Annotated in this window: 22 protein-coding genes; 10 read left to right on the top strand and 12 right to left on the bottom strand. The window is 72.7% G+C overall.

All coding sequences use genetic code 11. The annotated features are described in order from the left end of the window. Positions 1-35: 35 nt before the first annotated feature. Positions 36-524, bottom strand: coding sequence for a hypothetical protein (locus ACFW1A_RS23795; protein WP_380411258.1), 489 nt, complete (start codon positions 522-524; stop codon positions 36-38). A gap of 169 nt (positions 525-693) precedes the next feature. Between ACFW1A_RS23795 and ACFW1A_RS23790 the strand changes: the two genes are divergently transcribed. Further along, complete coding sequence (locus tag ACFW1A_RS23790) at positions 694-3,552, top strand: BTAD domain-containing putative transcriptional regulator (RefSeq protein ID WP_380411256.1); 2,859 nt, start codon at positions 694-696, stop codon at positions 3,550-3,552. A gap of 68 nt (positions 3,553-3,620) precedes the next feature. On the opposite strand, the gene ACFW1A_RS23785 is transcribed toward ACFW1A_RS23790, so the two are convergent. Beyond that, entirely contained in the window at positions 3,621-4,115 is a 495-nt protein-coding gene (locus ACFW1A_RS23785; RefSeq protein ID WP_380411253.1) for a hypothetical protein, read from the bottom strand. Between the two features lie 62 nt (positions 4,116-4,177). On the opposite strand from ACFW1A_RS23785, the gene ACFW1A_RS23780 reads away from it, so the two are divergent. Further along, positions 4,178-5,200, top strand: a complete 1,023-nt coding sequence (locus ACFW1A_RS23780; RefSeq protein WP_380411250.1) for a helix-turn-helix transcriptional regulator — start codon at positions 4,178-4,180, stop codon at positions 5,198-5,200. A 14-nt stretch (positions 5,201-5,214) separates the two neighbouring features. Here the strand turns inward: ACFW1A_RS23780 and ACFW1A_RS23775 are convergent, their stop codons facing one another. After that, positions 5,215-5,874: a maleylpyruvate isomerase family mycothiol-dependent enzyme gene (locus tag ACFW1A_RS23775; RefSeq protein ID WP_380411248.1), complete on the bottom strand. Its 660-nt coding sequence runs from the start codon at positions 5,872-5,874 to the stop codon at positions 5,215-5,217. A gap of 56 nt (positions 5,875-5,930) precedes the next feature. Here ACFW1A_RS23775 and ACFW1A_RS23770 point away from each other — a divergent pair, with 56 nt between their 5' ends. Continuing rightward, the gene (locus ACFW1A_RS23770) at positions 5,931-6,335 is read left to right on the top strand and encodes a RidA family protein (RefSeq protein WP_380411260.1); all 405 of its coding nucleotides are present in this window, start codon (positions 5,931-5,933) and stop codon (positions 6,333-6,335) included. After that, on the top strand, positions 6,332-6,862 hold the full coding sequence (locus tag ACFW1A_RS23765; protein ID WP_380411246.1) for a hypothetical protein: 531 nt from the start codon (positions 6,332-6,334) through the stop codon (positions 6,860-6,862). The genes ACFW1A_RS23770 and ACFW1A_RS23765 overlap by 4 nt, the downstream gene beginning before the upstream one ends. 26 nt (positions 6,863-6,888) lie before the next feature. On the opposite strand, the gene tgmC is transcribed toward ACFW1A_RS23765, so the two are convergent. The 5 genes from tgmC to ACFW1A_RS23740 form a co-directional block, all read right to left on the bottom strand. Further along, positions 6,889-8,031, bottom strand: coding sequence for an ATP-grasp peptide maturase system methyltransferase (gene tgmC / locus ACFW1A_RS23760; protein ID WP_380411244.1), 1,143 nt, complete (start codon positions 8,029-8,031; stop codon positions 6,889-6,891). Further along, a complete protein-coding gene (gene tgmB / locus ACFW1A_RS23755) occupies positions 8,028-8,987 on the bottom strand; it encodes an ATP-grasp ribosomal peptide maturase (protein WP_380411242.1) in 960 nt (319 codons plus the stop codon). Before tgmB ends, tgmC begins: the two co-directional genes overlap by 4 nt. A 1-nt stretch (position 8,988) precedes the next feature. After that, positions 8,989-9,267 carry a putative ATP-grasp-modified RiPP gene (gene tgmA, locus ACFW1A_RS23750; protein WP_380411240.1) on the bottom strand — a complete coding sequence of 93 codons (279 nt, stop codon included), beginning with the start codon at positions 9,265-9,267 and terminating at the stop codon, positions 8,989-8,991. Positions 9,268-9,484: 217 nt separating this feature from the next. Continuing rightward, entirely contained in the window at positions 9,485-9,688 is a 204-nt protein-coding gene (locus ACFW1A_RS23745) for a hypothetical protein (RefSeq protein ID WP_380411239.1), read from the bottom strand. Then, positions 9,633-10,004: a hypothetical protein gene (locus ACFW1A_RS23740; RefSeq protein WP_380411237.1), complete on the bottom strand. Its 372-nt coding sequence runs from the start codon at positions 10,002-10,004 to the stop codon at positions 9,633-9,635. The genes ACFW1A_RS23745 and ACFW1A_RS23740 overlap by 56 nt, the downstream gene beginning before the upstream one ends. Before the next feature lie 156 nt (positions 10,005-10,160). On the opposite strand from ACFW1A_RS23740, the gene ACFW1A_RS23735 reads away from it, so the two are divergent. From ACFW1A_RS23735 to ACFW1A_RS23720, 4 genes are all read left to right on the top strand, one after another. Continuing rightward, positions 10,161-11,012 carry a helix-turn-helix transcriptional regulator gene (locus tag ACFW1A_RS23735; protein WP_380411235.1) on the top strand — a complete coding sequence of 284 codons (852 nt, stop codon included), beginning with the start codon at positions 10,161-10,163 and terminating at the stop codon, positions 11,010-11,012. Further along, positions 10,991-11,203: a DUF397 domain-containing protein gene (locus ACFW1A_RS23730; protein ID WP_380411234.1), complete on the top strand. Its 213-nt coding sequence runs from the start codon at positions 10,991-10,993 to the stop codon at positions 11,201-11,203. Before ACFW1A_RS23735 ends, ACFW1A_RS23730 begins: the two co-directional genes overlap by 22 nt. A gap of 106 nt (positions 11,204-11,309) precedes the next feature. Further along, on the top strand, positions 11,310-11,681 hold the full coding sequence (locus tag ACFW1A_RS23725; RefSeq protein WP_380411232.1) for a hypothetical protein: 372 nt from the start codon (positions 11,310-11,312) through the stop codon (positions 11,679-11,681). 200 nt (positions 11,682-11,881) lie between these two features. Next, positions 11,882-12,355 (top strand): NUDIX domain-containing protein, encoded by a 474-nt coding sequence (locus ACFW1A_RS23720; RefSeq protein ID WP_380411231.1) that lies wholly within the window; start codon positions 11,882-11,884, stop codon positions 12,353-12,355. A 43-nt stretch (positions 12,356-12,398) separates the two neighbouring features. Here ACFW1A_RS23720 and ACFW1A_RS23715 read toward each other — a convergent pair whose 3' ends face one another. The 4 genes from ACFW1A_RS23715 to ectB form a co-directional block, all read right to left on the bottom strand. Then, positions 12,399-13,178 (bottom strand): GntR family transcriptional regulator, encoded by a 780-nt coding sequence (locus ACFW1A_RS23715; protein WP_380411230.1) that lies wholly within the window; start codon positions 13,176-13,178, stop codon positions 12,399-12,401. A gap of 143 nt (positions 13,179-13,321) precedes the next feature. Next, a complete protein-coding gene (locus ACFW1A_RS23710; protein WP_380411229.1) occupies positions 13,322-15,766 on the bottom strand; it encodes an alkaline phosphatase family protein in 2,445 nt (814 codons plus the stop codon). A 487-nt stretch (positions 15,767-16,253) separates the two neighbouring features. Beyond that, positions 16,254-17,768 (bottom strand): hypothetical protein, encoded by a 1,515-nt coding sequence (locus ACFW1A_RS23705; protein ID WP_380411228.1) that lies wholly within the window; start codon positions 17,766-17,768, stop codon positions 16,254-16,256. Positions 17,769-17,968: 200 nt separating this feature from the next. Then, positions 17,969-19,270 (bottom strand): diaminobutyrate--2-oxoglutarate transaminase, encoded by a 1,302-nt coding sequence (gene ectB, locus ACFW1A_RS23700; protein WP_380411227.1) that lies wholly within the window; start codon positions 19,268-19,270, stop codon positions 17,969-17,971. A 204-nt stretch (positions 19,271-19,474) separates the two neighbouring features. On the opposite strand from ectB, the gene ACFW1A_RS23695 reads away from it, so the two are divergent. Then, positions 19,475-19,696: an MbtH family protein gene (locus ACFW1A_RS23695; RefSeq protein ID WP_380411225.1), complete on the top strand. Its 222-nt coding sequence runs from the start codon at positions 19,475-19,477 to the stop codon at positions 19,694-19,696. Continuing rightward, a partial coding sequence (locus tag ACFW1A_RS23690; protein ID WP_380411223.1) for an AMP-binding protein occupies positions 19,693-20,215 on the top strand: 523 nt, incomplete at its 3' end. The genes ACFW1A_RS23695 and ACFW1A_RS23690, both read left to right, overlap by 4 nt.

Raw genomic sequence — 20,215 nt, 5'->3', positions numbered from 1 at the left:
CGCCGGTGCGGACTCACACCTCAGTCACCCGGTGCTCAGTGCCAGGCCTGCTTGGTCGTGCTGGTGTGGGCCGACACGGTGTTGCTCGCGTTGAGGTACTCGCCCGTCGCGACGTTCTGCAGGTACCAGTTGCCGCCGCTGTTGATCTCGTGCCAGCGCTCGAAGCTGTTGCCCGCGCCGCCGTTCTTGCAGGTCTCCAGGTAGACCGAGTGGTCGTAGTAGGCCGTCAGACACATGCTGGTGTCCGCGGTCGGCTTCTCGGTCCACTGGTTGCTGCCGTAGTTGGTGTCCTGCCAGGTGACCGAGGTGTAGCCCGGCGCGCTGCAGCCGTGCAGCCACAGCGGGTCGGTGAACTCGATGCCCTGGGCGGTGGGGTAGTTGAGCACGACGCCCAGGCAGTTCCCGTCGGTCTGCCAGGTCACCGTGCCCGCCGCGCTGGAGGTACCGGCGGAGGCGATGACGAGCATCGGGGCGGCGACCGCGACGGCGGCCGCGGTGGCGAAGCGCTTCTTCAGGCTGGACATGGTTTCTCCCAAGATGGTTCCTCGGACCCCGGGGGGTCGACGGTCCGAGCTGCGGTGCGACCCGCTGACGTGATCATTTCCACCGCCACTCCGCGCGGGCTAACAATGGGCTAACATCCGCGTCGCTGCCCGAACGGGCAGGTACGACGGGGGACGAGGGGGCCGGCCGATGCGATTCGGCGTACTGGGTCCGGTGACGGTGACGGACGGCCGGACGGAGCTGCCCGCCGGGGCGCCGCTGGTCCGCAGCCTGCTCGCGGTGCTGCTCTTCGAGGCCGGGCAGTCGGTGTCGGAGGAGCGGCTGATCGAGGCGCTCTGGGGCGCGGCCCCGCCGGCCTCCGCGAAGGCCTCGCTGCAGAACCTCGTGCTCCGGCTGCGGCGCGGGCTCGGTGCGTCCGGCGCCGAACGGGTCCGGCGGACGCTGGACGGCTACCTGGTCGAGGTCGGACCCGGGGAGCTCGACCTGCACGAGTTCGAGGCACTGCGCCGGACCGGGACGGCGTACCTGGCGGCCGAGCAGTGGCGGGCCGCCGCCGAGGAGCTGTCCCGGGCGCTGGCCCTGTGGCGGGGCGAGCCGCTGGCCGACGCGGTGCCGTCAGCCCGGGACGCGGTGCAGCCCCACCACGTCGGCGAGGCCAGGCTGCAGACCGTGGAGCTGCTCGCCCGGGCGTGGCTGCGGACCGGCCGGTACGACGAGGTCGTGGCGCTGCTCGGTCCGGTGGTCCGGGAGCACCCGTGGCGGGAGAGCGTGCACAGCCACCTGATGCACGCCCTGTACGGCACGGGCCGCCAGGCCGACGCGCTCGCGGTGTACCAGCAGCTGCGGTCGAACCTGATCGGCGAGCTCGGCATCGAACCGTCCACGGTGGTGGCGCAGTTGCACCAGCGGATCCTCGCGGGCGACCCCGCGCTGCTGACGACCGGGTCGGCGGGCCCCGCGGCAGCGCCCGCGCCCGCAGCGGCGGTGAAGCCGGTGGACGTCGTCCCGCGACAGCTCCCGCCCCGCATCGAGCACTTCACCGGCCGCCGGACGGCCTTGGCCGCGCTCGCCGGGCTGCTCGACGCCGCGGCGCCGGTGGTCGCGCTGGTCGGCACCGCCGGCGTCGGCAAGACCGCGCTCGCGGTGCGCTGGGCCGGCGAGGTCGCCGAGCGGTTCCCCGACGGCAGCCTGTACGTCAACCTCCGGGGGTTCGACCCCGCGAGCGGACCGGGCGTCGAGCCCGCGCAGGTGCTGCGCGGCTTCCTGCGGGCGCTGGGCCTGGCGCCCGGCGAGATCCCGTCCGAACTCGACGATCTGGTCGGCCTGTTCCGCTCGCTGACGGCGGACCGGCGGCTGCTCGTCGTGCTGGACAACGCGCGCGACGCGGAGCAGGTGCGGCCGCTGCTGTGCGGCGCCGCCGGCTGCCTGACGATCGTCACCAGCCGGGACCGGCTCACCGGCCTGGTCGCGGTGGACGGCGCACGGACGGTCCCGCTCGACCTGCTGCCCGCGCCCGAGGCGGTGGCCCTGCTGGCCCGCCGGCTGGGCGCCGACCAGGCCGCGGCCGCGCCGGAGGCGGTGGCGGAGCTCGCCGAGCTCTGCGCCCGGCTGCCGCTGGCGCTCAACATCGCCGCGGCCCGGATCGCGACCGTGCCGCACCTGGAGCTGACCGGCCTGGTCGCACTGCTGCGCAGCGACGAGCGGCTGGCCGAGCTGGAGGCCGGCGATCCGTCGGCCAGCGTCCGCGCCGTCTTCTCGTGGTCCTACCGGCAGTTGAGCCCGGCGGCGCGGCGGGTGTTCCGGCTGCTGGGGCTCCAGGCGGGCCCCGACATCAGCGCGGCGGCGGCGGCGAGCCTGGTGGCCCTGCCGCTGCGCGAGACGCGGGCGCTGCTCGCCGAGCTGGTCGGGGCCCACCTGCTGGCGGAGCAGACGGCCGGCCGGTACGCGTTCCACGACCTGCTCCGGGTCTACGCGGTGGAGCAGGCGCACGCCGCCGAGGGGGAGGGGGCCGGAGCGGGCGGGGCCGACGGGGACCGGGACGGAGCGGGGGCGGACGAACCCGGCCGGGCCGGTCTGCGGGTGCTGGACCACTACCTGCACACGGCCCGCGCCGCCGGGCTGCTGCTGTTCCCGAACCAGATGCCGATCGACACCGACCCGGTGACCCCGGGCACCGTTCCGGAGGAACCCGCCGACAGCGAGGCGGCGATGGCCTGGTTCGCCGCGGAGAAGGAGGTGCTGACGGCCGCCGTCAGCGCGGCGGCCGGTGCCGGACACGACGCGCACGCCTGGCGGCTCGCCTGGACCCTGGTCCCCTACTTCGGCCTGCGGGCCCTGCACCACGACCTGCTCGCCGCCGAGCGGACCGCCCTGGCGGCGGCCGAGCGGGCCGGCGACGCGGCGGCGCAGGGCCGTACCCACCGCCTCCTGTCGCAGTCCTGCTACCAACTGCGCCTCAACGACCTGGCGCTCGCCCACGGGCGGGAGGCGCTGGCGTCGTCCGTGGCGCTCGGTGACCCGATGGCCGAGGCCGGCAGCCACCGCGCCCTGGCCTTCGTGTTGGAGCGCCTGGGCGAGTACGGCGAGGCGGTGGAGCACACCACGAGGGCGCACGAGCTGTTCGCGGCCGCCGACTACCTGCCCGGCCAGGCCTGGACCTTGCAGGAGACGGCGTACGTCCTGATCCGCCTGGACCGGCACCAGGAGGCGCTGGCCTGCTCGGAGCGTGCCCTGGCCCTGTTCCGTGAACTCGGCGACCGGTTCGGCGAGGCGGCGGCCTGCCAGACCATCGGCGACGTCCACACCTGGCTGGCGGACCACGACAGGGCGGTCGAGCGGCACCGCCGCGCGGTGGCGCTGTTCGAGGAACTCGGCGCCCGGGAGCAGGGCGCGGGGGCGCTGGCCAAGCTCGGCGACGCGTGCGACGCGGCCGGTGACCGGGGTGCGGCCCGCGACGCGTGGCAGCGGGCGCTGGCCGTGTACGAGGAGGTGGAGCACCCGGACACGGAGGCGGTGCGGGAGAAGCTCGCGGGCGTGGTGCGGGCGTAGGGACCGTCGGGCCGGCCCGGGTCGGTTGACCCCAGCCGGCCGGCCCGGGGCCGGGTCGGCCCGGTGGGCTAGCGGCGGGTGAACGCCATGGTCCAGTTGGTCACCCAGGTCTCCCCGCCGTCGGCGGAGAACGCCTGCTGCCAGTGGGCGGTGGTGCTGCTGATGCCGTCCCAGCGGAAGCGGACCAGGACCGGCCGGTCCTGGTACACGTCCTCGCCCTCGAACTCGCCGACCAGCCCCTCCTCGTGGAGCGCGAACCGACCGCGCACCGGGGGCTCCAGCCGCCCGGTCCGGGTGCTGGCCCAGTGCAGCGACCACTCCTTCGCCTCCGGGTCGAAGAGCCGCAGCGTCATGCCCTGCACACCCAGGGTCGGGAAGTCGATCTCGTCCATGTTGCCCGTGCCGCCGAGCAGGCGGCGGCAGCGGGAGACGCCCGGGAAGTCGACCCAGCCGCTCTCGGGGTCGAGGAAGTCGTTGAGCTTGCGGTTGGCGACGTCCCACTCGCCGATGAAGAAGTCGAAGCCGTCGAAGGGGATCCGGGAGTCGGTGTGCTCGTTCGTCATGCGAGGAAGCTACGGCCGCTCCACTGACATCCTGTGTCAGTGGAGTCGGCGAGAATGACCGCATGCGCGCCAGCCGACTGGTCTCGATCCTGCTGCTGCTCCAGACCCGCGGCCGGGTCACCGCCGCCCAGCTCGCCGCGGAGCTGGAGGTGTCCGTCCGCACGATCTACCGCGACGTGGAGTCGCTGCACGCCGCCGGCATCCCGCTCTACGGCGACGCGGGGCACCGGGGCGGCTACCAACTGCTCGACGGCTACCGCACCCGCCTGACCGGGCTCAGCCCGGACGAGGCCGAGGCGCTCTTCCTCTCCGGACTGCCCGGTCCCGCAGCCGAGTTGGGGCTCGGCTCGGTGCTGGCCGCCGCGCAGCTGAAGGTCCGGGCCGCGCTGCCGGCGGCGCTCGCCGACCAGGTGGGGCGGGTGCAGTCGCGGTTCCACCTGGACGCGCCGGGCTGGTACGCGGACCGGGACGAGACCCCGTTCCTCGGCGCCGTCGCCGACGCGGTCTGGAACTCGCGCGTGCTGCACGTGCGGTACCGCCGCTGGAAGGCTCCCACCGACGTGGCGCGGCGCTGGGAGCCGTACGGGCTGGTGCTGAAGGCGGGGCGCTGGTACGTGGTGGCGGGGCCGGGGCCGTTCACGTACCGGGTGGACCAGATCCTCGCCGTGCTCCCGCCCGAGGGCGGTCTCCCGTCCGGGGACGGTGGCGATGGTGGCGCTGGCGGCGGTGAGCCCGGCGAGGTGGCGGAGACGTTCACGCCGCCGGCCGACTTCGACCTCGCGGCCTGGTGGGAGGACCACCAGGCCGACTTCCACCGCCGGCTGCACCGGGCCGACGCGACGGTCCGGCTCGCGCCCGCCGCGTTGGGCCGGTTCGCCGGGCCGGCTGCCAGCGCCTTGGCCGAGACGGGCACGGTCGAGCCGGACGGCTGGACGCGCGCGGTCCTGCCGATCGAGTCGGTCGAGCACGCCTGCGGCGAGTTCCTCGCGCTGGGCGCGGACATCGAGGTGCTGGAGCCCGTGGAGCTGCGTGCGGCCCTGGTGGCCGCCGCCCGCGCCGTGCTGGCGCGCCACGGCGCGGTGTGAGGCCGGTGCGGTTGTCAGCCCCAGCCCGGGGTCGGTGGGAGCGGCCACGGGGGCGGGGTGGGGAGGGGGCCGGTGGCGGCTTCGAGGGTGGTGCGGCCGGCGAGCCAGCCGAGCAGGGCGTGGCCCGGGGCCGCCACGGTGGGCCCGTCCGGGGTGGTCGTGGCGACCGGCCAGGACAGGTCGAGGTCGGTGGCGGTGATCCGGCCGAGCGGGAAGTCGCGGGCGGCCAGGCCGGCGACGGTGTCGGTGAGGGCCCAGCGCACGTAGTCGGCGGGCCAGTCGGCCGGGGTGTGGTCGAGGTCCAGGTCCACGTGGTGGGTCTCCAGCTCGCGCTGGCAGCGGTGCAGGACGAACCAGGCCGGGTGCTGCCAGCCCGCGAGGGCGGTGACCAGGGTGTCCCAGGAGTCGGCGGGCATCGCGGCGGCGTCGGCGAGCAGGCGGTCCAGGCTCGCCCGCAGCCCGTCGGGGCGGGCCGGGGGCCGGTCGGCGCCGCGAGCGAGGGCGAGCAGGCGGAGGTACGCGTGCGCGGCGGCGGTGAGGTGGTCGACGACATCGGCACGGGTCCAGCCCGGTAGGGCGGACGGGGCGCGCAGGTCGTCGGGGTTCAGCTTCTCGACGGCGCGGAGTAGGCGCTCGGCGGAGGCGTGGACGTCCTCGACGGTGATCCGGATCATGGGGGCACTGTAGAGCGCGGCTGGCAGACTGATCATCAGGAAAAGTCACGGGAGGACTGATGCAGCACCACCTTCGGCCGGCGGGCAGTCCGCCGGTCAACGGATACAGCCACGCGGTGTCGTTCACCGGTCCGACGGTCGCCGTCTCCGGCCAGGTCCCGGTGGACGCGGACGGGCAGCTGGTGGGCGAGGGCGACCCGGTGGCCCAGCTGCGGCAGGTCTTCGCCAACCTGGCCACGGCACTGGGGGCGGCCGGTGCCGGGTTCGCCGACGTGGTGAAGCTGACGGTGTTCCTGGTGGACCTGGCCGACCTGCCGGCGTTCCGTCAGGTGCGGGACGAGTTCCTGGACGCGGAGCGCCTGCCCGCGTGCTCGCTGGTCCAGGTGGTGGGGCTGGTGCACCCGGCGTTCCGGGTGGAGATCGAGGCGTGGGCGGCGCTCCCGGGCGGGGCCACCGCGTGACCCGCCCGGGCAAGTACGCCCTGGTGGAGCGGGAGCGACGGTTCCTGCTGGCCGGGCCCCCTGATCCGGCGGCAGCCACCGCGGTGCGGGTGATCACCGACCGGTACGTGACGGGCACCCGGCTGCGCCTGCGGCGGGTGGAGCTCGACGGCGGCGGCTGCGAGCTCAAGTTCACCCAGAAGGTCCCGGCGTCCGGGGCCGGTGCGATCCAGGGCCTCATCACGAACACGTACCTGTCGCAGGCCGAGTACGACGTGCTCGCCGTGCTGCCGGCCGAGGTGCTGACCAAGACCCGGTTCAGCCTCCCACCGCTGGGCGTGGACGTCTTCGACGGCCGGTTGGCCGGACTGGTGCTCGCCGAGGCGGAGTTCGGGACGGACGAGGAGGCGGCCTCGTTCGCGCCGCCCGCCGACGCCGTCGCCGAGGTGACTGATGACTCACGGTTCACCGGTGGCAGCCTCGTGCGGGCCACCCGGGGGGAGCTGGTGGGGTGGCTGGCGGAGTACGGGGTCGAGGTGGAGGCGTGACAGCGGAGTAGGGCGGTCCCGGGCCCTCAGATCGGTAGCCGCCACCCAGGGCCGTCAGGGTGCCCGATCCAGACTCGCTGGCCGTGCTCGGTGATGGTGATTCCGAAGCCCTCCTGGTGCGGTGAACCGACTGCTTGCCAGCGTTCGACGGCCTCCTCCACCTGGTCCCAGAGGCGCAACGGACCGTGTTGGACGACGGTCCAGCCGCCTTCGGGATCAGGAGCAGTGCGCGCCTGGGAGCCGGTGGCCACGTCCGAGAGGATCTGGTGGCTGCCCGAACCCATCTGCTCGGCAGAGGGCGCGGCGAGTTGGGCCACCCAACCGCCCGTCCAATCGCTGATCAGAGCCGGGTCGATGCGGGTTGGCCGCTCGTCCCCGGGCATCAGCCACAGGCTCTGGCGGGGCGGCCGGTCGTGCGGGCGGGCCACCATGAAGCTGGTGTAGCCGGGGAGAAATCGTCCGTGAGCCCGCCCCGGCTCGGTGACGGTGAGCAGTGCGAGGGCGAACCGGAAGGACCACCCGGTGAGGGTGACCAGGATCCGCCCGCCCGGCGCCACTTGGTAGAGCCAGGGCATCGGGACGAACCGCACGGCGCAGGTGGCGATCAGCCGGTCGAAGGGAGCACCGTCCGGGTACCCGTCGAGGCCGTCGCCGACCACCAGGGTGGGGTGGTACCCAGCCGCCTTGATCGCCGTCGCTGCGCGCGTGGCCACGCCCGGGTCCACCTCGATGCTCACCACCTGCTCGGAGCCCAGCCGGGCTGCCCCGAGCGCGGTCGAGTAGCCGGTACCGGTCCCGACTTCGAGCACCCGGTGGCCGTCCTCGACCCCGAGCTGGTGCCACATCCGCAGCACCAGCGAGGGCAGCGTGGAGGAGGACGACGGCGCGCCGGTCACTGGCCCGGTCCCTGCAGCACCTGCGTCGATCCGCCCGTCGAGTTGGGTGACCAGGGTCTCGTCGGCATAGACGGATTCGAGCCAGCCCGGTGAGTCCGGCTGCACCGGCCGGTAGCTGGTCGGGTTGCTGCCCGGCACCTCGGCGAAGTACCCGGCGACGAACAACTCGCGCGGCACCCGCGCGGCGGCGGCGCGCCACGCGGGATCAGTGAGCGTGCCCTCGTCGGTGAGCTTCGCGACCAGCTGCGCGCGCAGGGCGGCGGCGGAGGTCATGGCGGGTTCTCCAGTTCGTCGGCGATCGCGTGGGCGATGGGCCGGGTGAGCCGGGGCGGCTGCCAGGCCCACTGGCCGTTCGGGTTGCATTCCAGGAAGTACCACGTGCCGTCCCTGCCGACCGCGAAATCGAAGGCTCCGAAGACCAATCCCATGCGCGAGAGGTACGCGGCCACGCCGGCAGCCACCGGGTCGGGGACCGCCACGGGTTCGCAGGTCAGAAGGGCCTGCCGTCTGCGCCAGTCGAGATCCGGGCTCTCCAGCGCACCGGCGAAGAGCTTGCCGCCGACCGCCGTGAGGCGGACGTCGACGGACTTGTCGACCCTGGCCTGGAAGAGGTGCGGGCAGGCCGACACGGCATCGGTGATCTCTTCGGTACGGACGTCGCGAACCCAGACCTGTTGGGCACTGCCGTCCGGGCCCACGTAGGGAGTGCTCCAGAGGGGCTTGTAGACCGCGGCCCGGGCACGGCAGAACTCCCGGGCCTCGGCGGGGTCCGCGGTGATGACCGTGTCGGGCACCAGAAGCCCGCAGTGCTGGGCAGCGGCCAGTTGGGCGGGCTTGTACTCGGCGTTCCTCACCTGCCAAGGGTGGTTGACGTAGTGCGCGCCGGAGAGGCTGGCGAGGATTCCGCCGGCACCCCAGAAGGCTTGCGCACCCGCAAACTTCGCTTCCTGCCCGCCGAGGTCGGGCGGGCCGTGGAAGGAGGTCGGGCGCCGGTACCAGACGGAGCGGACGACATCGAGGTCCAGGGCACGGGTGGCAGTCAGCAGACTGCCTCGGCGGCCGCCCGTCCCGTAGCGGGCGGTCAGCGAGGCGTCGCGGTGCAGGTCGACACCCGGGTCCAGGCGCACCACGGGTACGCGCCGCTCCGCCAGGATGCGCAGAACCAGGTCCGCCGTAGCGTCGTGCAGGTTGGTCAGGACCAGGACCGATTCGGGCTGAACGGAGGCCACGTCAGCCCGTGCCCTGGTCCTGGTCGTTGGCGGGCAGGCTGTCCATGTCGGTCGGCTGGTTCTGGGTGCCGCTCTGCCCGTCACCGCCGCCCGTGCTGGTCGGCGTGGTCGTGTTGGTACTGGTCCCGTGGGCTCCCAGGTCGACGCGGTGGCCGTGGTCGTCGTAGTGGACGGCCACCTGGGTGGTGGGGTCGATGACCGGGGTGGTGGCGGGTAGGGGCTCGGACACCTCGAAGGGCGCCATCCGGGTTGTGCCCCACGGCGGTGTGGTCGTGCTCATGCATGTCTCCTTGGGCGTTGGCGATCGGTTCGGGGTGCTCTCGGTCGTCACGTGCGTGCGCCGGGGATGGTGATCCCGTGGCTGGTGGCCTGGTGGCGGCGCCAGAGCACGCGGAGGTCCGTCGCGGCGGAGGTGTGTGGTGGGGTGGCGACCAGTTGGTGGTGGAATGTGGTGCAGGTGGGGCAGCCCGGGACGGGGGTCGGGGCGGGGAGGGCGATCACGCGACGGCCTCCGGCTCGTCGGCCTGTTCCTGGCGCGCAGCGGTGCAGCGCCTGCACCGGCACGGGAGTTCGTAGGACGGGCCGAAGGGGTCGTACGGTGCGCCGGCCGTGATCTCGTCGCTGCCCAGGTCGGTCCGGGTGCCGTCAGCGCCGATCCGGTAGACGTGCAGGGTCAGTCGGCTCTTCTTCTTCTGCGTCATGCTTCCTCAACTTGCTGTGCAGTACGGGCAGCTCGGCCAATCGAGCGGGCAGGATCGCACCGCGCGCGATCCGCCCGGTGCACCGCGCGTGGGCTTCCACCCAGTCGGCCAGCGCCAGCATGGTGTGCGGGTTGCAGCCCCCGAGGTTGATGTGCGCGCCGTACTCGGTGATGGTGATCCGCCCGGCGGCGAGCGACGGGAGAAACGGGAGGCCAGAGATGCGCAGAGCGCCCTCCAGACGCTGGACCGCGTACTCGGCGAGCTCTCGGAACTCGCGGATGCGGCGCTGTTCTTGGGTCTCAAGTCGCATGTCCATTCGGGTGGTTCACCCTTTGTGTGAGATGGGCAGGGCGACGGCTCACGAAGTGAGTGACAGCGCTCCGTGACCGTTCCGCTACTAAGGATCGTCGTGGCGGGCTACGATCGGAAGCAGTTCAATTCGCCACCTGGCAGAGGTTAAGTTGGGGTCTCGATGAACCGTCGAACAGTTGATCCATCCTCATCAGCGCTGGCAGCATGGGCTGTTCTGCTTCGGCAGACCCGGGAGTCGCGAGAGCTGACGCAGATTGAGCTCGGCAAGTTGATCAACTACTCGGGTGCCTACATCTCCAGCGTCGAGCTGGCGAAGCGACCCCCGAGCCCGAACTTCCGGAAGGCGGCCGACGAGAGGCTGAAGACTGGCGGCATGCTGGAATTGATGTGGCGCCAACTTCAGCTCAACGCATTCATCGAAGGATTCAGTGAGTTCATCGGCAAGGAGGCCGAGGCGACCGGAATCCGGTTGGTGGAGTTCAGGCTCATCCCCGGCCTTCTCCAAGTGGAGGAGTACGCCGTCGCTTGGGAGAGCGGAAACGTGCGTCGTGGTCGGGCCACTCAATTGCAGGCAAGTGAGCGAGTGAAGATGCTGCTCACACGCCAGCGGTGCCTCGCTCGAGAATCGCCTCCGATGGTGCATGCAGTCCTGGACGAGAGCTGCCTGCACCGGCCGATCGGCGGGCGCGAGGTGATGGTGCGGCAGCTGCAGCGACTGGAGGAGCTGGCGGAGCGCCCGAACGTGGTGCTTCAGATCGCACCGTACTCACTTGGCGCAGAGCACCCGTTCACCCACTCGATCGTCCTTCTGAGTACGCCGAATCGGACTCTGCTGGGCTACACGGAGTCGGCCAAACGGGGCTACCTGGAGCGCGATCCTGAGACTGTTGCCGCTTGGGCAACCGACTACGATCGGCTCCAAGTGGAGGCGCTGTCGCGTGCTGCATCCTTGGAGGTGATCCGGGAGGCGCGGAAGGAGCTTGAACGGCCATGCAGGACCGTGTTGACCTGACTGCCGCGCAGTGGCGAAAGAGCACGTACAGCAACGGATCCGGTGGTTGTGTAGAGGTTGCTGACGGCATTCCGGGCATCTTGCCCGTCCGGGACTCCAAGGACCCCAACGGACCGGCCCTCACCTTCCCCAGCACGTCGTTCGCAGCCTTCGTGGGCGGAGTCAAGGTCGGTAGCTTCGGCAAGGACTGATGCGCTGTGCTTACCCGACGCGGCTCCGTGCGTCAGCAAGGACGAGTGATTGCTGAGTAGAGTCGTCCTCGTGTCTCAGCGAGCAGATCACTCACAGAGGAGCGCCGTGACCGACACCACCACCCTGGAGCCCGGCGAGTTCTTCCACGAGGTCTGGGTCGAGGGAGTGAAGAAGTACTTCCCCGGTGAGCCGAAGGCCAGTTACATCGCGCCGTGGGCCGACTCGCCGGCCTGGGAGCGGGAGTCCGCCGCAGCCGTCCACCAGCAGGTTGCCGACTTCGTGCGCCTTTCCGGGGGCAGCACGGCCAAGCTCTCCCGGGAGCAGAAGGGGCGGTTCGTCGCGCTCTGCTGGATCGCGCAGATCCACAAGCACTTCGAGGACCCGAAGCCCAGCTACGTGGCGGACTGGGACGACCTCCCCGAGTGGCACCGGGAGACCGACTGCGACATCTTCGAGCGGATCGAGCAGGGCGGCTGACTGGACCCCCGGCCTGCGCAGCCCACCGGGTGCTCCCACGTGGAAGGCAGCGGAGCGGGCCCCGAGCAGGGTCCGCCACTGCTTCGTCGCGTGGCAGCTGGGTGCGTCAACAGCGTGGTGAACCAGACCGCTTGCTCGTCGAGGCCGCTCACTGAACGCGCCTCGCCGCGTGATCGCGGCGGGCGGCTATCGTCGTCCCCGTGAGCGAGTCGCAGAGCGAGGAAGTCGTGGCCCGGCCCCGTACCGCCGCCGGCGTGCTGTTCTTCGACGATGACGACCGCGTTCTCCTCGTGAAGCCGACCTACAAGCCCGGGTGGGAGATCCCCGGCGGTTACCTGCGCGCCGGTGAGACGCCGAGCGAAGGCGCTGCCCGGGAGGTCGGGGAGGAGCTCGGCATCACTCCTGCGATCGGCCGCCTGCTCGTGGTGGACTGGGCGCCCCATGACACCGAGGGGGACAAGCTCCTCTTCGTCTTCGACGGCGGTGTTCTCCCTGCGGAGCAGCGCAGCCGCATCGCCGTCGACCGGGTCGAGATCGGCGAGTACGCCTACTGTCCCGGCGAGCAGGTCGACGAACTCCTCATCCCGCGACTGGCCCGCCGCGTCCACGCCGCCTTCGCCGCCCGGTCCCGGGGCGAGACCGTGTACCTGGAGCACGGCGCGGCCCGGTCGTAGGAGCCGGGATGTGCGCGGAGTACGTGGCGGCACAGCACGGCGCTCACTCCTCCTCCGCCGTCAGGTGAGCGGTGAAGCTGAACCTGTCCCCCCGGAACAACGAGCGGACGCACTCCACCGGTCGGCCCTGGCGGTCTCGGGTGACTCGGTTGAGGAGGAGCATGGGCAGGGCCGGGCTGGTGCCGATCAGCTGGACCTCGCGCGGGGAGCCCAGGACCGTCTCGATCCGCTCGTCCGCGTCGGCGAAGACCACGCCGATGCCGCGCAGGTGGGCGTAGAGCGAGGTGGTGGGGTCGAACTCGTCGATCAGGGCGGGGAAGCGGGCTGCGGAGAGGTACGTGCTCTCCAGGCCCACCCGCTCCTCGTCGGCGAGCAGCAGGCGTTCCAGGTGGTAGACCGGCGCGCCGATCTCCACCTGCAGTCCGGTCGCCAGCGCGGCGTCGGCGGCGAGGCGCTCGAACTCGATCAGCTCGCGGCCCGGCTCGCGCCCCTGGCGGCGGACGCCTTCGGTGTAGCTGGCCAGGGTCAGGGGCTGCACGAGCTTGGGGCGGCCGGCCACCGAGGAGCGGCCGCTGCGCTGGACCCGGCCCTCCAGGCGCAGTTCGCGGATGGCCTGGCGGACGGTCATCCGGGAGACCCCGAAGCGGTCGGCGAACTGACGCTCGGTGGGCAGGGCCGCGCCCGGGCCGAGCTCCTCCAAGACCGCGTCGATCTTCTGCTTGACCTGGAAGTACTTGGGCGGCTCGCCGTGTTCCGGCACCCCCGAGCGGACCGCGGCCAGCGGGGTCGGGGAGGGCACGGGCTCGACGGGGAGGCTGCTCACCGAGCGAGCGTATCCGAGGCCGGGCGCCCGCCCGGCCGGTCGGGGTGGGCACGGTCCCCGGTGGAGCGCGAAGCGGCCCGGCAGCGTGGAGCCGCCGGGCCGCGCAGGTCCTGCCGGACTCGTTCAGGTCCAGCAGGGCCCGCTCAGCTGCCGAAGGTCATCGACAGGTCGTCCACGTACCCGTCGTCGTCCGTCCCCGCCGAGCGCTGGAAGGTGGCCGTGAACTTCACCGACGCCGTGCCCGCCGGGACCGTGCCCGTGGCCGTCTCGTGCAGCAGCACGGTCTGGTTGTTGCGCATCGCCGGGGTGACCGTGGCCAGGGTGGCGGTGCCGAGCGAGGTGCCGGCGGCGTTCAGGAAGGTGGCCACCACGCCCGCGCTGTCGCCCTGGGTGCTGTAGCCGCCGATCCAGCCGGACAGCTTGTACGGCAGGGTGCCGCCCGCGATCTGCGAGGCCTGGCTCGACACGCTCACCGTCTGGGTCATCTGCGAGGAGGCGTACGGGCCGCCGTCGAAGAAGGCGTTGCCCGGGGTCTCCGGAGCCTGCGGGCCCTGCGAGGTGACCGGGTAGGTCGGCGCGCCGTAGCAGACCTGCTGCGGCTGGTTGGAGGTGGCGGTCCAGCCCTGGGCGGCGTGGCCGCCGCTGCCCGTGCCGCAAGCGCCCGTCTCGGCACCGGCGTTGACGATCGGCACCGACCAGGTCGAGCCGGGCGCCGCGGCCACGGTCCAGGTGAACGTGGCGGAGCCGGCGGCGCCGGTGCCGTCCGTCGCGGTGGCGGTCACCGCGTACGAGCCCGCGGTGGTCGGGGTGCCGGAGACCGCGCCCGAGGCGCTGATCGACAGGCCGGCCGGCAGGCCGGTGGCGGTCCAGCCCAGGGTCTGGCCGGAGGTGGTGTCGGTGCCGGTCAGCTGCAGCGACGCGGCCGTGCCGACGGTGCCGCTCTGCGCCCCCGGGTTGCTGACGCTCACCGGCGAGGCGGCGGCGAACACCTCGTTGTACGGGGTGGCCCACTTGTCGTTGTTGGTCATGGTGCTGGTCAGGCCGAGCGCGCCCTCGATGGTGCGGGCGGTGCTGTAGTGGTCGTACCGGTTGGCGTCCTGGTAGCCGGCCTTCACGGTGCCCTGGGAGCCGATCACGATGGTCGGGACCTGGTTGGTCTGGCCCGGCCCGAAGCCGCCCGGGGCGCCGCTGCCGTCCTCGTCCCAGCTGATGATCAGCAGCGACTTCTGCTGGGTCCAGGCCGGGGAGGTGAAGAGGGTGGGCATCGTCTGCGAGAGCCAGGTGTCACCGGCCGCGATGCCGCAGTCCTCCATGTCGCTGCAGGAGTCGGCGTCCGCCCAGACGAAGTTCGGGGTGGTCGCGGTGGCGGCCAGGTCGGTGTTCAGCAGCTGCGGCAGCGGCTGCCAGTGGGCCTGGCAGTACGCGTTGTCGTTCTTCATCCGGGCGGCGTAGTAGAACGGCACGTCGTCGTTCTCGTACTCGCCGCTGGTGGTGGTCTGGCAGTTGCTGGTCTGGGTCTGGACGTACTGCTTCCAGGTCTTGCCGGCGGCGTCCAGGTTGTCGCTCAGGCCGTTGTTGGTCGCGGTGCAGGCGGTGCTGGTGATGCAGTTGGAGTTGTTGCCGCCGACCGCCTTGGCGCTGCGGCCGTAGGAGTTGCCGAAGGCGATCTGCTCGTAGTTCGGGTCCGAGTTGTGGGTGCCCGCGTGGTAGTTCGACAGCAGCGAGCCCATCGGGACCAGCGTGTTGTTGATGTACGGCGCGGCCGAGTTGCCGATCACCCCGGCGCCGCCGTCGGCGGTGTTCGAGGCGGCCGAGTAGTTGTTGTTCTCCATCATCACGAAGAACACGTGGTCGTAGCCCGGGACGGTGGAGGCCGGCACGGTCAGGGTCGGCGCGGTGACGGCGGTGTCCAGGGTGAGCGACAGGTCGTCGGCCATGCCGTCGTTCTGGGTGCCCGTCATGGTGAAGTCGACGGCGGTCCGGATGGACCTGGTCCCGGCCGGCACGGCGGCGGTGGTGCTGCGCTGCACGAACGAGGTGGTGCTGCTGCGGTCGGCTGCCAGCACCGGCGAGATCGTGGAGGTGCCCAGTGCGTTGCCGGCGGCGTCGCGGTAGGTGACGGTGACCCCGGCCGCGTCGTCGTAGCTGCCCACGCCGCCGAGCCAGCCGGCGACGGTGGCGTGCACGCCGCCCGCGTCGATCGCGGTGGCGGCCGAGGAGACGTCGGTGACCTGGGTCATCTCGGAGGAGCCGCGCGAGCCGCCCTGGAAGTAGGCGCCGCCCTTGGTCGGTGAGCCCGGGGTGGTGGTGGCGGCGCCGGTCGGGACGCCGTAGCAGTTGATCACCGGGTCGCCGGAGGTCAGCTGCCAGCCGGGGACGGTGGTCTCCTCCCAGCCGCCGGGACTGCACTGCGAGGTCTCGGCGTCGCCGTTGAGCAGCAGGTTGGCGCTCTGGGTGGCGGCGGAGGCGGACTGCGGGGTGACCGCGACCAGCGGGGCCGCGACGGCCAGCAGGGCGGTGGCGAGCGCGGCGGCGGTGCTGCCGCGCCTGCGGGAGGGGGAGGGGGACGGGAGGGCGGACCGACTCATGACGGGGCGTCCTTCTGCTGAGGGGGGGGGCGGGGGGGGGGGGGGGGGGGGGGGGGGGGGGGGGGGGGGGGGCGGCGGGGGGGGGGGGGGGGGGGGGGGGGGGGGGGGGGCACCGACTCTTGCGGGGGGGTCCTGCTGGTGCGGGGGTGGGCTCGGGCGGCTCACGCATGCTCATGCTCGCAATTGGGCTAGCCCAATCGCGGCGCTCTGGGATTGTTGGGCCGTCGGTGGGCCGTCACTGGTCAGTTGGTTAGACAACTGGCGTCGGTCTGGCGAACGGGTGGGGGAGCCGGGTCGCGGTGCGGGGCCCCGCGGGGGCACGGGCGCACGCGTCCGCGCACGCGTCCGCGCACGCGTCCGGACACGCGTCCGCGCACGCGTCCGGACACGCGTCCGCGCACGCGTCCGGACACGCGTCAGGGCCGCTGCCGGACGGATCCGACAACGGCCCTGACGGTCAATCAGTTCGAGCGGGAGGAAGCGTGGTTCAGCCCGCGTGCACCGCCGCGACCAGGTCCGGCAGCAGCTTCGCCGCGTCCGGCGTGCCCAGGCCGGTGATCGGGTCCCAGCCGGTGGTGGCCGGGTAGCCCGGCACCGACGGGTCGGTGGTGTTGTTGCCGATGGTCACGTCGTGGAAGTCCGCCGCGTACCTGGCCGGGTCCGCGCCGAGCCGGTACAGCGCCGGGTTGATCAGCCCCAGGCCGCCCCCGTTCAGCTGGTCGGCGATCGCCACCAGGCCGGCCCACTCCGGGCAGGCGAGCGAGGTGCCGCCGATGTCGTACCAGCCGGTGCTGCACGGCGCCGCACCGCAGTGCAGGCCGCTCAGCCCGTCCGGCGGCAGCGAGACGTACACCAGCGAGCCGGTGCCCGGCGAGGCCTGCAGCGACACGTCCGGCACACCGCGCATGGCGCCGACCGCGGTGCTGCCGGCCGGCAGTGCGGCCTGGTAGTCCGGGCGGGCGAAGAACTGGCTGTACCCGCCGCCCGAGTCGGTCCAGCCGACCTCGGCCGCGCCGGGGTGGGACTGGCAGGTGGCCGGGTTGTCGGAGCTGTCGGTGACCCGGGCGTCGGTGGCGGTCGGGTCGGTGCACAGGTTGGTGCCGCCCACGCCGGTGACCAGCGGGTCGGAGGCCGGCCACTCGACCGAGGGGTAGGGGATCGGGGTCCCGCCGGCCTTCACCGGGCTCTTGGTGCTGTCGGCCGTCCCGTTGTCACCGGAGGAGCCGAGCACCGTGACGCCGTTCTGCGCGGCCGACACGAACGCGTGCCGCAACTGCTGGACCGACTGCGAGCTGGCGAACGCGCCCTCGGCGGAGGCGAAGGACTGCGAGATCACGGTGGCCAGGTGGTTGTCCACCACGTACTGCTCGGCGTTCATCATGGTCGGCAGGCCCTGCACGCCGAGGGTCTCGGCGGTCGGGGTGGTGACCAGCAGGATGTTGGCACCGGGAGCCATCGCGTGCGCGGTCTCCACGTCCAGTGCGACCTCCAGCGCCCAGGCGCTCTTGTCCTCCTGGCCGGTGCCCTTGCTGCTGCCGGGCGGCGGGTTGGTCGACGGCGAGCCCTGCACGTGCAGTTCGCTGAAGCTCGGCATGCCCGGTTGGCAGGTCACCGCCTCCTCCCCGCACATCGCGGCCACGCCGAAGGCCTGGTCGAAGACGTGCAGGTCGTGGGCCATGGTGTCGCTGCCGTAGGAGTCGACGACGGCGATGGTCTGCCCGCGGCCGTCGTACCCGTTCGCGTGCAGCGCGGTCACGTCGTAGGCGGCGCGCACCGCCTGCGGGCCGAAGCACCGGCGGCCGGCCGTGGCGCACTGCGCCATGGTGGGCGGGGTGTCGCCCGCGGCGAGCTGGACGTAGTCGGCCACGGTCGGCCGCACCGAGGGGAAACCGGAGGCCGAGGCGGCCACGGTCGGAGCGGCGAGCACCCCCGAGCCGGCCAGCGCCAGGCTGCTGATCCCGGCGAGCAGCCAGCGGGCGGTGCGGGTGGGGTGGTGCGTCAAGAGTCCTCCTTGAGGGTTGTTAGGGGGACTTGCCGACTCCCGGGGCACGGGCCGGATCCTGCAGTCCGGGCACCGGGGAGCCTGTTCCGCCGACCGGTCCTGTGGTGGCTGACGACACCTGGTGCCCGAGGGACCGGCCGCGGACCGCGCAGAGTCTAGGGCGCGGGATCCGCCCGCTCAATGCTTCTGACAAGGGCGGCTCAACCGGCCTGCAGCGCCTCGCGCAGGACGGCCAGGCCCTGCTCCAGCCGGTCCTGATCGATCGTCAGCGGCGGCATGATCTTGACCACTTCGTCGTGGCGGCCGGCCAGTTCGACGATCAGCCCGTGCTCGAAGCAGTACTGCTGGACCCCGGCGGCCCGCTGTTCGCCGCCGACCGCGCCCAGGTCCAGACCCAGCACCATGCCCCGGCCGCGCACCGCCAGCCCCGGCAGCTCCCCGCCCAACTCGGCCCCGAAGCCCTGCAACCGCTGCGCGGCGGCGGCCAGCCCGGCGTGGAACGCGTCCTGCTCCCAGTAGTCGAGCGCGGCGGTGGCGGCGACGAAGGCGAGCTGGTTGCCGCGGAACGTCCCGGTGTGCTCGCCCGGCGCCCACACGTCGAGTTCGCGGCGGATCAGCAGCAGCGAGAGCGGCAGGCCGTAGCCGCCGATCGACTTGGAGACGGTGATCAGGTCCGGCACCACGCCGGCCTGCTCGAAGGCGAAGAAGGTCCCGGTCCGCCCGCAGCCGGTCTGGATCTCGTCGGCGATCAGCAGGATGCCGTGCCGACGGGTCAACTCCGCCAGCCGGCAAAGCCAGTCGGCCGAGGCCGGGTAGACGCCGCCCTCCAACTGCACCGGCTCCACGATCACCGCGGCCGGCGGCTCCAGGCCCGAGGACGGGTCGGCGAGCATCCGCTCCAGGTAGCCGATCGAGTCGAACGGGCCGAGCGGGCCGTCCTCGAACGGCACGAAGGTCACCTCCTGCGGCGCCGATCCGCCGGCCCGCCGGGCCGAGCCGCTGCCGGTCACCGCCAGCGCGCCCTGCGACATGCCGTGGAAGCCGCCCGCGAACGAGACGAAGCCGCGCCGGCCGGTCGCCTTGCGGGCCAGCTTCAGCGCCGCCTCGACCGCGTTGGCCCCGGTCGGGCCGCAGAACTGCACCTTGTGGTCGAGCCCGCGCGGGTGCAGCACCACCTGGTCCAGCCGCGCCAGGAACTCCCGCTTGGCCACGGTGAACATGTCCAGACCGTGCGCGATGCCGTCGCGGGCCAGGTAGTCGGCCAGCCGCCGCTTGATCGGCTCCGGGTTGTGCCCGTAGTTGAGCGCCCCGGCGCCGCAGAAGAAGTCCAGGAACACCCGGCCGTCCTCGGTGAACAGCTCGGCCCCCTTGGCGCGGTCGAAGACCACGGGGAACTTGCGGCAGTAGAGCCGGACTTCGGCCTCCATCGTGTCGAACAGGGCGGATCTGCCGGGCGCCGGACGCCCGAGCGGCGCGGTCAGGGTGTCGCCGTCGAGGGGCATGCGTGGTCCTTTCCGGAGGGGTACGGCCAGCCTGCGTCGTCCCGGGCCGGGTGCGACAGAGAAGGACCGGCAGTCCTGGAAGCACCGCGGACTGCGTGAGGTTGCGCCGGTTCTTCCCTATGGCCGCCCCCGGCCCGCGGGCCAGTCTTCGGGGCAACGACGCCGGCCCACCACGCCGGCCACCAGCACGCCGAGGAGGCGGACATGGCGGACGAGGACACCGACGAGCGCACCTACTACGTGGTGCTCAACGACGAGGAGCAGTACTCGATCTGGCTCGCCGAGCGGGAGGTCCCGCCGGGGTGGACCCGCGAGGGCACCGAGGGCACCCGGCAGGAGTGCCTGGACCACATCGACCGGGTCTGGACGGACATGCGTCCGCTGAGCCTGCGTCGCCGCATGGAGCAGGCGAGCCAGGGCGCATGAGGACCACGGTCGGCCGGGCCGCCACTGTGCCGCCGCAGTGGTGCGTGCATGAGATGTTCGCCGAGCAGGCGGCCGCCAGGCCCGGGGCAACCGCCCTGGCGTACGGCGAACTGCGGGTGAGCTACCGGGCGTTGGACGAACGGGCCAACCAGCTGGCGCACCTGCTGCGGGAGTCGGGAGTGGGGCCGGGCACGGCCGTGGGAGTCTGCGCGGTGCGCGGGCCCGGCACGGTGGTCGCGCTGCTCGCGGTGCTCAAGGCGGGCGGCCACTACCTGCCGCTGGACCCGGAGTACCCGGCCGAGCGGCTGGCCTTCATGCTGGCCGACTCCGGGGCCGGACTCGTGCTGGCGCAGCCCGAGTTCGCCGACCACCCCGGTCTGACCGGTCGGGCGGTGCTGCTGCTGGGCGAGGGCCGGTCGGCCGCGGCCGACCGGCCGACCCGGGCGCCCGGGAAAACGGCCACCCGGGCCCACCAGGCCTACGTGATTTACACCACCGGGTACAACCGCCGGCCCAAAG

It is taken from the genome of Kitasatospora sp. NPDC058965 (assembly GCF_042741245.1).
GTDB lineage: Bacteria > Actinomycetota > Actinomycetes > Streptomycetales > Streptomycetaceae > Kitasatospora.
The sequence above is the reverse complement of the archived record's forward strand: the minus strand, read 5'-3'. Positions and strand labels throughout refer to the sequence as shown.

Coding starts and splice junctions, on each gene's coding strand:
- ACFW1A_RS23745 (WP_380411239.1), bottom strand. CDS start 9,688: ATGACGCAGAAGAAGAAGAGCCGACTGACCCTGCACGTCTACCGGATC.
- ACFW1A_RS23780 (WP_380411250.1), top strand. CDS start 4,178: ATGCGCGCCAGCCGACTGGTCTCGATCCTGCTGCTGCTCCAGACCCGC.
- ectB (WP_380411227.1), bottom strand. CDS start 19,270: ATGCCCCTCGACGGCGACACCCTGACCGCGCCGCTCGGGCGTCCGGCG.
- ACFW1A_RS23735 (WP_380411235.1), top strand. CDS start 10,161: ATGAACCGTCGAACAGTTGATCCATCCTCATCAGCGCTGGCAGCATGG.
- tgmC (WP_380411244.1), bottom strand. CDS start 8,031: ATGACCTCCGCCGCCGCCCTGCGCGCGCAGCTGGTCGCGAAGCTCACC.
- ACFW1A_RS23775 (WP_380411248.1), bottom strand. CDS start 5,874: ATGATCCGGATCACCGTCGAGGACGTCCACGCCTCCGCCGAGCGCCTA.
- ACFW1A_RS23710 (WP_380411229.1), bottom strand. CDS start 15,766: ATGAGTCGGTCCGCCCTCCCGTCCCCCTCCCCCTCCCGCAGGCGCGGC.
- ACFW1A_RS23795 (WP_380411258.1), bottom strand. CDS start 524: ATGTCCAGCCTGAAGAAGCGCTTCGCCACCGCGGCCGCCGTCGCGGTC.
- ACFW1A_RS23785 (WP_380411253.1), bottom strand. CDS start 4,115: ATGACGAACGAGCACACCGACTCCCGGATCCCCTTCGACGGCTTCGAC.
- ACFW1A_RS23790 (WP_380411256.1), top strand. CDS start 694: ATGCGATTCGGCGTACTGGGTCCGGTGACGGTGACGGACGGCCGGACG.
- ACFW1A_RS23695 (WP_380411225.1), top strand. CDS start 19,475: ATGGCGGACGAGGACACCGACGAGCGCACCTACTACGTGGTGCTCAAC.
- ACFW1A_RS23740 (WP_380411237.1), bottom strand. CDS start 10,004: ATGGACATGCGACTTGAGACCCAAGAACAGCGCCGCATCCGCGAGTTC.
- tgmA (WP_380411240.1), bottom strand. CDS start 9,267: ATGAGCACGACCACACCGCCGTGGGGCACAACCCGGATGGCGCCCTTC.
- ACFW1A_RS23730 (WP_380411234.1), top strand. CDS start 10,991: ATGCAGGACCGTGTTGACCTGACTGCCGCGCAGTGGCGAAAGAGCACG.